The sequence below is a fragment of the Ruegeria sp. AP7 genome (genome assembly GCF_056539905.1).
Genome location: NZ_JBQFVT010000001.1, coordinates 214,724 through 227,721, shown reverse-complemented (window position 1 = coordinate 227,721; position 12,998 = coordinate 214,724). Strand labels below are relative to the sequence as shown.

Below are 12,998 nucleotides of genomic sequence, written 5' to 3'. Positions count from 1 at the left end.
CATCGTTCATCGCCCTAAACCCAAACCATGGTCAAACCTGCCTTTACTCACGTCACCCAATGGGTGTTCGACCTCGACAACACACTTTACCCACCGCATATGCACCTGTTCGATCAGATTGAGGTGCTGATGACGGATTACGTGGTGCAAGCGATCGGCGTCGACCGACCCGAGGCCGATCGGCTCCGTTCGCACTACTGGCGTGAATACGGCACCACGCTTGCCGGCCTGATGGCCGAACACGATCTGGACCCCGATCCCTATCTGCATGCAGTGCATCAAGTGGATATGAGCCATATGGAGCCCGACGCAGCATTGGCCGATCACATCCGCGCGCTGCCGGGCCGACGCATCGTCTATACCAATGGGTCAGCACCTTACGCACAGCGTGTTTTGGCTGCACGTGGGCTGGATGGGCTATTCGATGCGATCTACGGAATTGAGCATGCAGGCTATCGCCCTAAACCGCAAAAGGCTGCATTCCAAGCCATCTTTGCCCAGGACGGAATCGAAGCTACACAAGCAGCCATGTTCGAGGATGATCCACGCAACCTGGCTGCGCCGCATGAGATGGGAATGCGCACTGTTCACGTCGCACCTGATCCACACGATGCAGATCACATTCACCATCACACGGACGATCTGACCGGATTTCTGGGCCGCCTGCGATAGGCTGTCACACTGCGACGATCTGTGCGTTTCGCAGTCGCACCATCAGCCTCATATGCAGCTCAGCGACGAACAGAATCGGAGATCCCAATGACCGCGCTCGATATGCCGGCGCGCCCGCCTTTGTGGCAGCGCCTGTTGTTTGCAATCCCGCTTTTTGGCTGGATGGCCCGGGATGTGGCCAATGCCGAAGCCGAAGACCTGTACTACACCGCCGCGGCACTTGTCAGCATGTGGGGCTGTTCCATTCTTCTGTTCGGCCTGCCTGGCCTTTACATCCCTGCACTGATGATGGTGCCGACGATGTTCCTTATCCTGATTTTGATCTCTCGCGGATAAGGCACGAGACAGGATGTCACTTGGCGCCCGCCTCGCAACAGCACTAGTGTCTGCGGCAACGGAGACATATTCATGACCGACAGCTGTGATATCCTGATTTCTGGCGGCGGAATCGCCGGATTGACCGCCGCCGCCGCCTTTGGTGCTGCCGGGTTTGACGTGATTTGCGTCGACCCTTCACCGCCGATCACAGAACGCGACGTGGATGGCTCGGATCTGCGCACCACCGCCTTTTTGCAGCCCGCCCATGGGTTGCTGGAGCAGTGCGGACTCTGGTCGCGTTTGGATGCACACGCTGCCCCTCTGCAGATCATGCGCATTGTGGACGCGGGCGGCGACGTGCCCGAACCCCGCGTGGTGCGCGATTTCAACGCCGCCGATATCTCGGATCAACCGTTCGGCTGGAACCTGCCCAACTGGCTGCTGCGGCGTGAGATGGTGGCACGGCTGTCAGAATTGCCAAACGTCGATTTCCGGCCCGGCACCGGCACGGTCAGCCTGTTCACCCGCACCAATGAAGCACGCGTCGGTCTGAGCGACGGCAGCCGCGTCCACTGCAAACTTGTCATCGCCGCAGACGGACGAAACTCGCCGATGCGGGAAGCCGCCGGAATTAGCGTGCATACCACCCGCTACGGCCAGAAAGCTCTGGCCTTCGCCGTTACTCACCCAATCCCGCACGACAATGTTTCGACCGAGATCCATCGTTCCGGTGGACCCTTCACCTTGGTCCCCCTGCCCGATTGGCAGGGTCAGCCGTCGTCTGCGATTGTCTGGATGGAACGCGGCCCACGCGCGGTCGAAATGCTGAACCTCGGAGCCGAGACATTCCAGGCTGCGATGACTGAACGCTCCTGCGGGCTGTTCGGACCGCTGAAACTCGCTTCGCGCAGGACAATCTGGCCAATCATCAGCCAGTCGGCGGAACGTCTGGCTGGTGAACGCATTGCCCTGATGGCCGAAGCCGCACACCTGGTCCCCCCTATCGGCGCGCAGGGACTGAACATGTCGCTCGGCGATCTTCGTAGTTTGATGGAACTAGCGCTGGCTCGGCCCGAAGGCTTGGGTGACGCGCAAATGCTGGATGCCTATCATAAGGCCCGCCATACTGAGATCGTACTGCGCGTCAAAGGTATCGATCTGCTGAACCGCGCCTCGATGATCGAGGCGCGACCGCTGCGTGATGCAAGGGCGATGGGGCTAAATGCGCTCTATTCCCTACCAACGGTGCGTAAGACGCTGATGCAAATGGGCCTCGGCGTCCGCTGATCCGTCAGGCGGGCTTCTGCCCGCCTTGCCGGTTACAATACCTGATCCAAAACCCGTGTCAGGCGCGAAATCGTGCCATTGACATCATAGAGCTTGTCCAAGCCAAACAGCCCCAGACGGAATGTGCTGAACCCAGCCGGTTCATCACATTGAAGCGGCACACCTGCCGCGATCTGCATGCCCAAAGCCGCGAACTTCTTGCCGTTTTGAATCTCAGAGTCGGCAGTGTAACTAACAACCACTCCGGGCGCGCCGAAACCTTCGGCTGCCACCGACATCACGCCTTTATCCTTCAGATAAGCCCGCACGCCATCCCCCAAAGCCCACTGCGCCGCACGCAACTTTTCGAATCCATACTCACGTGTTTCAAGCATGGTATCGCGAAAGGCACGCAGGGAATCCGTGGGCATAGTGGCGTGATAGGCATGACCGCCATTTTCATAGGCCTGCATGATCTGTCGCCATTTCTTCAGATCAATCGCAAAACTGTCAGATGTGGTTTCGGTCAACCGTGCTTCGGCCCGTTCGGACAACATGACAAGACCGGCACAGGGCGTCGCACTCCACCCCTTTTGCGGAGCCGAAATCAGCACATCCACACCGGTTGCCTTCATATCGACCCAAGCACAGCCCGACGCGATGCAATCCAGTACCATAAGCGCACCCACCTCATGCGCGGCGTTTGCCATTGCGTTTACATAGTCATCAGGCAAAATCACCCCAGCAGAGGTTTCGACATGCGGGGCAAAAACGACATCCGGCCGTTTCTCATGGATTGTCGCGACAACTTCTTCTATCGGAGCAGGTGCAAAGGGCGAAGGGCTGGCATTCCCGGTCTCTCGGGCTTTCAAAACCGTCGTCGAACCGGTCAACTCACCTGATTCTATGATCTGGCTCCAGCGATAGGAAAACCAGCCGTTGCGGACCACGAGAACATTTGCCCCGCGTGCAAATTGTCGCGCAACCGCCTCCATCCCGTACGTCCCGCCTCCAGGAACAATGGCGACACTTTCAGCATTGTATACCTCGCGCAACATATCAGAGATATCGCGCATAACCTGTTGAAAGTTTGCGGACATATGGTTGAGCGAGCGATCAGTAAATACGACCGAGAACTCTTCAAGGCCATTGGGATCAACGGTTCCAAGTAATGCAGGCATCATGCGTCCTTTCCTATCGCCACTTGTTTCTGCCTTTTCCTTGCCTCGGGGTAAAGCTTCAAAGCACCGAGATTGGTTGACCCCAAGTAACCCGCAACCTTAAGTTTTACTTTGAGATTTAACATGCAACAATTAGCAGAAATGACGCCAACTAGTGTCACCATCTCTTTACACCCTGACGTGTTTCTGACCAGATACACTCACTTTGAACAAGAATGGAATTTTTAGCTCGTGACTGCGCAAAAGCGGATCAATTTTCAGGTCGTCCGGGACGAAGTTAAACGGCGGATTGAATCACGTATTTGGCCACAGGGCTCACTTCTGCCCACCGAAACCCAACTTGCGGAAGAATTCAATTGCGCCCGCGCTACAGTTAACCGCGCGTTACGGGAACTTGCAGAACAGGGCTTTGTCGAGCGTAAGCGCAAAAGCGGGACGCGGGTTAAAAAAGAGCCGCGCAAACAAGCCAAACTTGAGATTTCACTGGCACGTCAGGCAGTTGAGAATCAGAACTCAGCCTATCGCTACGCACTGGTGGAACGAAAGGTGGTCTACAGCCCCGGCTGGCTGACCTCTCAATTGAATGTCGAACCGGATGCGCGTGTCTTGCATGTGATCTGTATGCACTATGCTGACAATCGCCCCTTCCAGCTTGAAGAGCGCTGGATCAATATTGAAGCCGTTCCCGAGGTTGAACACGCCGATCTGAACAATAGCGGCCCTCATGAATGGTTGCTGAACGCAGCACCTTTTACCGAGGCTGAGATCGCCTTTTGTGCCATCTCTGCAGATGGGCGCTTAGCTGATTTCATGGGCACCACGACTGGGACATCGATGATCCAGCTCGAGCGGACCACATGGAAAAACGGCCGCCCCATGACTTTTGCCCGCATGACCCATCATCCGGGATTTCGAATCCGCTCAAAGTACTAACCAATCGGTCCTGGAAGGCGCTCTTCGCTTAGCAATACGTTGGCCTCGACTTCCCCGGCCCCGGGCAGAGTCATAACGCGTCTCCGCAAGACTCTCTCGAAATCAGCCAGGTCCCGCGCCACAACCCGCAAGCGATAATCGTAGAGCCCTAGCACATGCTCGACCGTCTGCACCTCTGGGATAGCACTGACGGCGCGTTCAAAATCCTCAAGGCTAACCTGACCTTTTCGCGCTAGTTTCACACCCAAAAACACCGTCACCCCGAACCCGAGCGCTTCGGCGTTCAGCCGCAACCGTCGTCCTTTGATCACACCCGCGTCTTCCAGCCGCTTAATTCGGCGCCAGGTTGCGGGCTGAGACAACCCGAATTTGCGCCCCAATGCGCCTGCGCTTTGGGTGGCATCCTGCCTCAAAGCACGCAAAATCCTTCGATCGATTTCGTCCAATTCGATCATATCGGCAATGCCTCATCCTGTTTGACTCGGGCAATGTGCATCAAGGCCTCAATATCTGCGATATGCGGCAGTGTCAGGATTCGATCCCGATAGACCTTTTGGTAGTGACTCATGTCCTGCGCCAGCACTGAAAGGCGCACATCGACCCGCCCCAGAAAGGTCTGAAGTTCGATCACCTCGGCCACTTCACGGGCAGCCTCGGTAAATTCATCAAAGGCCCGTGCCTGCGTCTTGTCCAAGGTCACGCGCAGCGACACTTCTACCGCATATCCGAGAGCGGTCCAATCGATTACCGCCTCCTGCCCTTCGATGATACCCGCCGCCTGCATCTTTTCGATCCGTCGCCCGCAAACTCCTTGCGTGCTGCGGCAACGTTCGGCCAGTTCCGCACCGGACAAGCTCGGCTCGGCCTGCAGATGGCGTAATATTCGGCGATCCAGATCATCTAACATGAATTTCACAAGAATAGCATTCTTCAAGAATAGACAAGGCATTTATTCTTGATTTTCCAAGGATAGAGCCATCGCTATCCTTGGAAATACAAAGTAAAAACCAGCGCAATCGAAACAGAAAGGACCGGCAAAATGCGCGTCTATTACGATCGCGATTGCGACATCAACCTGATCAAAGACAAGAAAGTGGCCATTCTGGGCTACGGCTCGCAAGGTCACGCCCACGCTCTGAACCTACGTGACTCGGGCGCCAAGAACCTTGTCGTAGCGCTGCGCGAAGGTTCGCCTTCAGCGAAGAAAGCCGAAGCGGAAGGTTTGGAAGTGATGGGCATCGCTGAAGCCGCCGCTTGGTGCGACGTCATCATGTTCACCATGCCCGACGAACTGCAGGCCGAGACGTACAAGAAATACGTGCATGACAACATCAAGCCGGGTGCTGCCATCGCATTTGCCCACGGCCTGAACGTGCACTTCGGCTTGATCGAGCCGAAAGAAGGCGTCGACGTCATCATGATGGCCCCCAAAGGCCCCGGCCACACCGTGCGCGGTGAATACACCAAAGGCGGCGGTGTTCCTTGCCTCGTCGCGGTCGACAACGATGCGACCGGCAAAGCGCTGGAAATCGGCCTGTCCTATTGCTCAGCCATCGGTGGCGGGCGTTCGGGCATCATCGAAACCAACTTCCGCGAAGAATGCGAAACCGACCTGTTCGGTGAACAAGCCGTTCTGTGCGGTGGTCTGGTAGAGCTGATCCGCTGCGGTTTTGAAACGCTGGTCGAAGCTGGCTACGCGCCTGAGATGGCCTATTTCGAGTGTCTGCACGAGGTGAAGCTGATCGTTGACCTGATCTATGAAGGCGGCATCGCCAACATGGATTACTCGATCTCGAACACGGCCGAATACGGCCAGTACGTAACCGGCCCGCGTATCCTGAAATACGACGAGACCAAAGCACGAATGAAAGAGGTTCTGAACGACATCCAGCAGGGCAAATTCGTTCGTGACTTCATGCTGGAAAACGCCGTTGGTCAGCCGACCATCAAAGCGGCCCGCCGCGCCAATGACGAGCACATGATCGAAGAAACCGGTGCCAAACTGCGTGGTATGATGCCTTGGATCTCGGCCGGTAAAATGGTCGACAAAGAAAAGAACTAGGCCTGACGTCTGTTAGTGAAAGGGCGGCCCATGTGGCCGCCCTTTTCATTTGCTCACCGCATCGGCAAAACAGGTCGCAAGTACATAATCCCAGCCACTGTTATAGCCATCTCGCTTGGTTTGCGCCTCAGCGGCCCAGACCTCCCAACCAGAATGGGTCAACGTAACTTTGGTTTGTCCCTGCCCATTTTCCTCGAACTTCACCTCGACGCGGGTCTGTTTGTCTGGATCAGTGCCCGGATGCCAGCTCATAGCAAAGTGGCGACCGACCTCATAATCCAGAACCTCCCCCCATTTGGCCCGTGCGCCATCATGCATCACTTCATAGACTGCGCCGCCAACTTCAGTTTCAATCACGACACCCAAAGCCGCCTTGCCCGCCCCTGCTGATACCGCGTGCCGGTTCAGTGGCCACCATGATGCTGTGCGTTTGACGAATATGTCGAAAGCCTGTTTTGGCGCTGCATTTACAACTACAGTTTTGATGATTGGATCCGTCATATGTCCTGCCCCCCTTCATTTACCTCAATTGCGAAGCTTTCCAGAACATCAGACCAGTAGCGCTCTAACCACGCCCGCATTTCATTCAGCCCGCCGGGCCGCGCCGCATAAATCCGTCGGGTGCCTTCAGCGCGGCATTCGACCAAACCGGCGTCGGAAAGCACTTTCAGATGCTGGGATACCGCAGGGCGACTAACGGGCAATTCACCTGCCAGTTCACCTACTGCACGGGGCTTGTCAGCTACCGCTTCGAACACCTGCCGACGGGTCGGATCACCTAGTGCATAGAACGTATCTTGGTAAGTCATGACTAACGGTAAGCATATACTTACATAAAGTCAAGATCGCATCGTGACACCGACCTGATCGCAGGATAAGGGGATGGAATGGTTCAACAACCCGACCACCGCGACTGGAGCGGCATCGCAGCACTCGGCCTCATCTGGGGGGCCACTTTCATGGTCGTGGCCATAGCTCTTGAAGGCTATGGCCCCATTACTGTGGCCACCGCGCGCACAACTCTGGGCGCGGTCACACTGCTGCTGTTGATGCGGATCACACGGCGCAAAATGCCCGCGATGAGTGCTCAACTTTGGTGGTTCGTCACTGTTATCGGAGTGCTTTCTACTGCCCTGCCCTTTGTGTTGCTGAGTTGGGGCCAGCAATATGTGCCATCGGCCTTTGCGGGCCTGTCGATGGCCGCGGTTCCGCTCATGGTGCTGCCATTGGCACATTTCTTTTCGGATGAGCCGATGAACCTGCGCCGCTTGGTCGGGGTATCGCTGGGATTTTCCGGTGCGCTTGTTCTGATCGGCCCCGGCCTGGCACAGCTGGGCCAAGGGGCCGAGCCACTGGCACAGCTTGCCTGTATCGGCGCCGCATTCTGCTATGCCAGTTCATCCGTTATCACTCGCCGCTGTCCGCCAATTGACCCGATAACGTTGTCTGCACTGACACTGGTCGTTGGCGCAGTGATCTTGTTACCGATCATGCTGATGACTGAAGGAACACCCACATGGCAAGGCACGCGCTCAGGACTTGCCATCATAATTCTGGGGCTGATACCAACAGCCTTCGCCACACTGCTTCGCGTGTCGATCATCCGTAGCGCCGGATCGGTTTTTATGACCTTGGTGAATTATCAGGTGCCCATCTGGTCAATGATCTTCGGAGCGTGGATTCTGTCCGAGGCTTTGCCTCTGCGCTTCTACATCGCTCTACTCATGATTCTAACCGGTTTGGCGATCAGCCAATGGTTCAGCCTGCGAAAAATGCTGATCGGGCGTTAGCCAGTGGCGGCCTCGACCTCGGCCACAATCCCATCAACAACCTGGTTCAGCAGGGCGGAATCTTCGCATTCGGCCATGACCCGGATCAAAGGTTCGGTTCCCGATTTGCGGATCAACAGGCGCCCCTGACCATTCAGGCGTGCTTCGGCATCGGAAATAGCACTTTGGACGCTGGCGGCTTCAAGCGGCGCCTGACCGGAACTAAAACGCACATTTTTCAGCAGTTGCGGCACCGTCTCAAACTGGCGCGACAGTTCCGAGGCCTTCTTTCCGGTTTGTACCATCTCGGCCAGAAAATGGAGCCCGGCCATAAGCCCGTCGCCGGTTGTGGCATAATCGCTCATAACAATATGGCCCGATTGTTCACCGCCCAGATTGAAGCCACCTTCGCGCATCCGTTCGACTACATACCGGTCACCAACGGCAGTGCGTTCTAACCGCAGCCCTTGCCCCGCCAGATACCGTTCCAGCCCGAGGTTTGACATCACCGTTGCCACCAGTGCGCCACCTTTGAGCTGGCCCGCTCGAGACCAGGATGACGCCAATAGAGCCATCAGCTGGTCCCCATCAGCTACGGCGCCGGTTTCGTCGATCACAACCACCCGGTCGGCGTCACCATCCAGACAGATGCCGACATCGGCGCCATGCGACACCACGGTCTCGGCCGCAACGCGCGGCTGTGTCGAGCCGCAATCGAGGTTGATATTCTTGCCGTCAGGTGCAGTCCCAACCGGGATCACATCCGCACCCAGCTCCCACAGAACCTCGGGCGCTGTCCGATGCGCCGCCCCATTTGCGCAGTCGATCACGACCTTCAGCCCGTCCAGACGCAGATCGCGCGGCAACGAGGATTTCACCCGCTCTCCGTAACGAAAGCGCGCATCATCGACCCGACGCGCACGGCCGATATTCTGTGCCCGCGCGGGGCTCACGCCCTCTTCGATCAACCGTTCGATCTCGATCTCAGCCTGATCCGACAACTTAAAGCCATCCGGCCCGAAGAACTTGATCCCATTATCGATGGCGGGGTTGTGGCTGGCCGAGATCATCACGCCCAAATCTGCACGCATCGAACGAGTCATCAACCCGACTGCGGGCGTCGGCACCGGCCCCAACAACAGCACATTCATGCCCGTAGAAGTCAGGCCCGCCGTCAACGCGTTTTCCAGCATATAGCCAGACAGCCTTGTGTCCTTACCAATGACCACCCGATGCACGCCTGACGCGTCCCGGCGAAAATACCGTCCCACAGCTGCACCGATGCGCAATGCCATTTCCGCCGTCATCGGGTGCGTGTTGGCGGTGCCCCGCACTCCGTCGGTTCCAAACAGCTTGCGCATAAGTCGTTCTCCTGAAATTCCTTGTGTCCGGATTACCGGACGGCGGCCCATAGACGCAAGGCCTGAGCCGTCTCGGCAACGTCATGTACCCGCACAATCTGCACGCCCTGTGATATTCCCGCCAGAGCAACCGCGATTGATCCCGGCGCGCGGGAATCCTTGCGCGACTCTTTGCCGATCTCGCCAATGAACCCTTTGCGCGATACGCCTAACAGAATTGGGCAGCCCAACCCGTGGAACAGGCTGAGATTACGCAAAAGGGTTAGGTTGTGGTCTGTGTTTTTGCCAAACCCGATGCCGGGATCGACGATAATCAGATCGCGGTTCAGGCCCTGCCGTTCCAATTCAGTGATTTGCCCATCTAGGAAATCGTAAACGTCCAATAAAACGTCGTCATATTGCGGGTCATCCTGCATCGTGGCCGGATCACCCTGCATATGCATTACGCAGACCGTAGCCTCGATCTGTGCGCAAAATGGCGCAAGTTGTGGGTCGAAAGTGAACCCAGACACATCATTGATCAACCCCGCGCCAGCCTGATGCGCAACTTTGGCAACGCTGGCTTTACGAGTATCGATCGAGATTAACGCATCGGTTTCGGAGCGGATCGCCTCGATCAGGGGGCGCGTACGCGCAATTTCTTCGTCCTCCGGCACGAAATCAGCTCCGGGGCGTGTGGATTCGCCGCCGATATCCAGAATGCTTGCACCATGCGCCACCATCTCGACCGCAGCGGTGCGCGCTGTGTCAATCGAGTTATGCACCCCTCCATCCGAGAAGCTATCGGGCGTCGCGTTCAGAATGCCCATGATCTGAGGCTGCGCCATATCAAGCCCGGCTATCGCGGTGCGCGGGTGGACAAATCGAACCAGATGTTCCTCTGGAATATCAGAGACATCCACGACCTTCTTGATTTTCCCGCGTTCGATCTTTTCGGCTTGTGTAAACCACAGCTTCTGACCTGCCAATGACATCGCACCGTCAGGACGAAGGTCACCGTGCTGAACCAAAGGACGGTAGTAGACGGTCACAGTTGCGCCTGTTCGACCGGAATTGCACGCAACGGCGTTTTAGGGGCCTCGGGAAGGTCTCCGCCGATCACCAGCATTTCGCTGGCTTCAAATGTTGCCGCGAACCACGCAGCCAGCGCCACTGCATCCGACGGTGCCGCAGACGGGCCATCTACCGCATCCAACACTACTTTCGACGGCGCCCAAACGCATATCTGACCGTTTTTCATCGCCCAATCCAACTCGGTCCGTGTCGAGACGACTACGCAGCGGAAATCCCTTGCGGCCAACACCCAGGCGTTCTGCTCGATCGCCAGCAGATCAATCCTGCGTTGCGTCATGGCATGGCCAGTCTGCGACACCGCCAGATCAGAGGCGCCAACACACAAGATCAGCGGACGCTGCCGGTTCTCGAGCTGATCGATCCAACCAGCCAGGTTTTCGGATTCAATCGCGGCATTTGACAGGAAAACAAGCCGTGGATGAGGCCGCTCTTCTTCGGTCACGTCGTGATGCACCGCATCCTTTCCGCGGACGATCTCGACTCCCAGCGCACCGGGGCCACGATCCAATTTTTCAATTCGAACAAAGGCTCTTACGGCCTGAGGCTCAAGCAATATTCGCTCAGCCACACGGTCAGCCAGTGTTTCCAGAAGATTCAATCGCTCAGCCGCCAGCTCGAACGCTATCGCTTCGGTCACTCTGTCGTATGACAGGATGCGATCCACATCATCATCAATAGGATCACTAAGCGGGCGCACTTCCACGACGATGTTGAAACAGATACGTTGGGTTGTGCCACGTTCAGCCTGAAAGGCGCCGATCTCAACTTCGACAATGTGATCCCGCAAAGAAATACGATCCAAAGGGCCGCGAGGTGCGGTTGCCTCGGACCGCTCAGAGGGATGCGCGAAGGCAAGGCGGATTTCAGAGCTCATACGTCGGACCTTTTCGGGCTCGGTGGACTGATCAGCCCACTTTAGGCGTTTCGCGGGCGTATAGCACCGTAACATGCGCCTTTCCAGCTATCGATTGCGGCGTTACGTGACCCGAAACCAGCTCATCATTCCCGCTGCCGCATGGCCTAGCATGTGACAATGCAACAGCCAGTTGCCTGGATTTTCGGCGACAAGCGCCACCTGCCGCACCTGCCCACGTTCGACCAGAACAGTGTCACGCCACGGCCCCAGCGTACCGTCCTGCAAGATTATGCGGAAATGGTGGCCATGCAGATGCATGGCATGTGGAAATGCCGTTTCATTTGCAAATTCAATCCGATGAACCGATCCCAATCGCACATCCAGAAACGGATCATCCGGCCGCTCTGCATATCCGTTCAATGCCCAGAATCGCCCAAGCTGTGCCAACTCACGACCTGAAAGCTCCGTATCGCCCAAGTTGGCGCTCTCCAGCCAGCGCATTGCCCCACCTTGCACCGTCATACGATGCAGCGGAGTGTTATGCAGCGTAATTTCGGGCATCCGATTTACCGGAAGCGGATCAATTTTAGTGCGCGCAACACGTGAGGAAACTCCTGACACGTCAAACTTGAGCATTCCGTATGCGCCGTCCCTCTCCACGCTGACAATGCTAGCCGCCTGGCCCGAGTTCGCCAAAACATCAACGATCAGGTCGGCCCGCTGCGCGGGTGCCAATGGGAAACTGTTTCTAACCCGCAATGGAACCTTAAGCGGCATACCGTCAAGCGCCACGATCCAGCCGGCGAGCCCGTCGAGCGCAACGTCGAATACCCGGGCATTCGCCGCATTGATCAGCCGTAAGCGTAATCGTTCAGAGGTCTGTACCGGATAAGAAGGGTCAAACTTTCCATTCACCGTTACAAGGTTGCCCAGCCGACCCGCATGGCTAAGATCATGACCATTGTCGAAATCGTCTGAAATCTCTGCGCTTTCGGGGTCAAGGCGCCAATCGTCCAGCATCAGGGTCAGGTCTTGATCAACATCGGGTCCGCTGGCCTCTTCGACGATCAAAGGGCCATAAAGCCCTCGCGCGACCTGCTCCATAGATTGATTATGCGCGTGGTACCAATAGGTCCCCGCATCCGGCACCTCGAAATCATAGTCAAAACTAGCCTTCGGCTGCACAACCTCCTGCGTCAGACCGGGCACTCCATCCATCGCATTGTCAATCCGGATGCCATGCCAGTGAACAGTCGTTGGTTGGGGCAGCCTGTTAACAAGCTTGCGACGCACCCGGGCGCCCTGTGGAACACGGATTTCGCTACCCGGAACACCACCGCCGTAACTCCAGATCGGAGTTTCCGGATACCCTTGGGGCGCGATCTGCTGCATGGAAGTCTGTGCCACCAACTCTGAGGCTGATGCCATCGCCACGCGAGGCATCATCGACAAGGCCAAGGTCGAATGTAGAAACTGTCGGCGTGATATGGTCATTACGAGCCTCCT

General features: G+C 56.9%; 15 protein-coding genes. 6 read left to right on the top strand and 9 right to left on the bottom strand.

Annotation, left to right across the window (positions count from 1 at the left end):
- The first annotated feature begins 27 nt into the window (after window positions 1-27).
- From ACR0KN_RS01140 to ACR0KN_RS01130, 3 genes are all read left to right on the top strand, one after another.
- Window positions 28-672, top strand: a complete 645-nt coding sequence (locus ACR0KN_RS01140; RefSeq protein WP_480650767.1) for a pyrimidine 5'-nucleotidase — start codon at window positions 28-30, stop codon at window positions 670-672.
- Between the two features lie 87 nt (window positions 673-759).
- Window positions 760-1,008, top strand: a complete 249-nt coding sequence (locus ACR0KN_RS01135; protein ID WP_170539049.1) for a hypothetical protein — start codon at window positions 760-762, stop codon at window positions 1,006-1,008.
- A 72-nt stretch (window positions 1,009-1,080) separates the two neighbouring features.
- Window positions 1,081-2,277: a UbiH/UbiF family hydroxylase gene (locus ACR0KN_RS01130; protein ID WP_480650765.1), complete on the top strand. Its 1,197-nt coding sequence runs from the start codon at window positions 1,081-1,083 to the stop codon at window positions 2,275-2,277.
- A gap of 32 nt (window positions 2,278-2,309) precedes the next feature.
- Here ACR0KN_RS01130 and ACR0KN_RS01125 read toward each other — a convergent pair whose 3' ends face one another.
- Window positions 2,310-3,437 carry an aminotransferase class V-fold PLP-dependent enzyme gene (locus ACR0KN_RS01125; RefSeq protein WP_480651750.1) on the bottom strand — a complete coding sequence of 376 codons (1,128 nt, stop codon included), beginning with the start codon at window positions 3,435-3,437 and terminating at the stop codon, window positions 2,310-2,312.
- Between the two features lie 231 nt (window positions 3,438-3,668).
- On the opposite strand from ACR0KN_RS01125, the gene ACR0KN_RS01120 reads away from it, so the two are divergent.
- Complete coding sequence (locus tag ACR0KN_RS01120; protein WP_170779053.1) at window positions 3,669-4,370, top strand: GntR family transcriptional regulator; 702 nt, start codon at window positions 3,669-3,671, stop codon at window positions 4,368-4,370.
- Here ACR0KN_RS01120 and ACR0KN_RS01115 read toward each other — a convergent pair.
- Window positions 4,367-4,825: an Lrp/AsnC family transcriptional regulator gene (locus tag ACR0KN_RS01115; protein WP_010439313.1), complete on the bottom strand. Its 459-nt coding sequence runs from the start codon at window positions 4,823-4,825 to the stop codon at window positions 4,367-4,369. The two genes, ACR0KN_RS01120 and ACR0KN_RS01115, sit on opposite strands and share 4 nt — an antisense overlap.
- Complete coding sequence (locus ACR0KN_RS01110; protein WP_260025520.1) at window positions 4,822-5,277, bottom strand: Lrp/AsnC family transcriptional regulator; 456 nt, start codon at window positions 5,275-5,277, stop codon at window positions 4,822-4,824. The genes ACR0KN_RS01115 and ACR0KN_RS01110 overlap by 4 nt, the downstream gene beginning before the upstream one ends.
- Before the next feature lie 132 nt (window positions 5,278-5,409).
- Here ACR0KN_RS01110 and ilvC point away from each other — a divergent pair, with 132 nt between their 5' ends.
- Window positions 5,410-6,432 (top strand): ketol-acid reductoisomerase, encoded by a 1,023-nt coding sequence (gene ilvC / locus ACR0KN_RS01105; protein WP_170469311.1) that lies wholly within the window; start codon window positions 5,410-5,412, stop codon window positions 6,430-6,432.
- 45 nt (window positions 6,433-6,477) lie between these two features.
- On the opposite strand, the gene ACR0KN_RS01100 is transcribed toward ilvC, so the two are convergent.
- On the bottom strand, window positions 6,478-6,933 hold the full coding sequence (locus tag ACR0KN_RS01100; protein WP_480650762.1) for an SRPBCC domain-containing protein: 456 nt from the start codon (window positions 6,931-6,933) through the stop codon (window positions 6,478-6,480).
- On the bottom strand, window positions 6,930-7,241 hold the full coding sequence (locus ACR0KN_RS01095) for a metalloregulator ArsR/SmtB family transcription factor (RefSeq protein WP_170469305.1): 312 nt from the start codon (window positions 7,239-7,241) through the stop codon (window positions 6,930-6,932). The genes ACR0KN_RS01100 and ACR0KN_RS01095 overlap by 4 nt, the downstream gene beginning before the upstream one ends.
- Window positions 7,242-7,319: 78 nt before the next feature.
- Between ACR0KN_RS01095 and ACR0KN_RS01090 the strand changes: the two genes are divergently transcribed.
- A complete protein-coding gene (locus ACR0KN_RS01090) occupies window positions 7,320-8,222 on the top strand; it encodes a DMT family transporter (protein WP_480650759.1) in 903 nt (300 codons plus the stop codon).
- On the opposite strand, the gene glmM is transcribed toward ACR0KN_RS01090, so the two are convergent.
- The 4 genes from glmM to ACR0KN_RS01070 form a co-directional block, all read right to left on the bottom strand.
- On the bottom strand, window positions 8,219-9,562 hold the full coding sequence (gene glmM, locus ACR0KN_RS01085) for a phosphoglucosamine mutase (protein ID WP_170539035.1): 1,344 nt from the start codon (window positions 9,560-9,562) through the stop codon (window positions 8,219-8,221). The two genes, ACR0KN_RS01090 and glmM, sit on opposite strands and share 4 nt — an antisense overlap.
- Window positions 9,563-9,594: 32 nt before the next feature.
- Window positions 9,595-10,593: a dihydropteroate synthase gene (folP, locus tag ACR0KN_RS01080; protein WP_480650757.1), complete on the bottom strand. Its 999-nt coding sequence runs from the start codon at window positions 10,591-10,593 to the stop codon at window positions 9,595-9,597.
- A complete protein-coding gene (locus ACR0KN_RS01075; RefSeq protein ID WP_170470864.1) occupies window positions 10,590-11,510 on the bottom strand; it encodes a dihydroneopterin aldolase in 921 nt (306 codons plus the stop codon). Before ACR0KN_RS01075 ends, folP begins: the two co-directional genes overlap by 4 nt.
- A gap of 102 nt (window positions 11,511-11,612) precedes the next feature.
- A complete protein-coding gene (locus ACR0KN_RS01070) occupies window positions 11,613-12,986 on the bottom strand; it encodes a multicopper oxidase family protein (RefSeq protein WP_480650755.1) in 1,374 nt (457 codons plus the stop codon).
- Window positions 12,987-12,998 lie beyond the last annotated feature (12 nt).

Coding starts and splice junctions, on each gene's coding strand:
- ACR0KN_RS01140 (WP_480650767.1), top strand. CDS start 28: ATGGTCAAACCTGCCTTTACTCACGTCACCCAATGGGTGTTCGACCTC.
- ACR0KN_RS01135 (WP_170539049.1), top strand. CDS start 760: ATGACCGCGCTCGATATGCCGGCGCGCCCGCCTTTGTGGCAGCGCCTG.
- ACR0KN_RS01130 (WP_480650765.1), top strand. CDS start 1,081: ATGACCGACAGCTGTGATATCCTGATTTCTGGCGGCGGAATCGCCGGA.
- ACR0KN_RS01125 (WP_480651750.1), bottom strand. CDS start 3,437: ATGCCTGCATTACTTGGAACCGTTGATCCCAATGGCCTTGAAGAGTTC.
- ACR0KN_RS01115 (WP_010439313.1), bottom strand. CDS start 4,825: ATGATCGAATTGGACGAAATCGATCGAAGGATTTTGCGTGCTTTGAGG.
- ACR0KN_RS01110 (WP_260025520.1), bottom strand. CDS start 5,277: ATGTTAGATGATCTGGATCGCCGAATATTACGCCATCTGCAGGCCGAG.
- ilvC (WP_170469311.1), top strand. CDS start 5,410: ATGCGCGTCTATTACGATCGCGATTGCGACATCAACCTGATCAAAGAC.
- ACR0KN_RS01100 (WP_480650762.1), bottom strand. CDS start 6,933: ATGACGGATCCAATCATCAAAACTGTAGTTGTAAATGCAGCGCCAAAA.
- ACR0KN_RS01095 (WP_170469305.1), bottom strand. CDS start 7,241: ATGACTTACCAAGATACGTTCTATGCACTAGGTGATCCGACCCGTCGG.
- ACR0KN_RS01090 (WP_480650759.1), top strand. CDS start 7,320: ATGGTTCAACAACCCGACCACCGCGACTGGAGCGGCATCGCAGCACTC.
- glmM (WP_170539035.1), bottom strand. CDS start 9,562: ATGCGCAAGCTGTTTGGAACCGACGGAGTGCGGGGCACCGCCAACACG.
- ACR0KN_RS01075 (WP_170470864.1), bottom strand. CDS start 11,510: ATGAGCTCTGAAATCCGCCTTGCCTTCGCGCATCCCTCTGAGCGGTCC.
- ACR0KN_RS01070 (WP_480650755.1), bottom strand. CDS start 12,986: ATGACCATATCACGCCGACAGTTTCTACATTCGACCTTGGCCTTGTCG.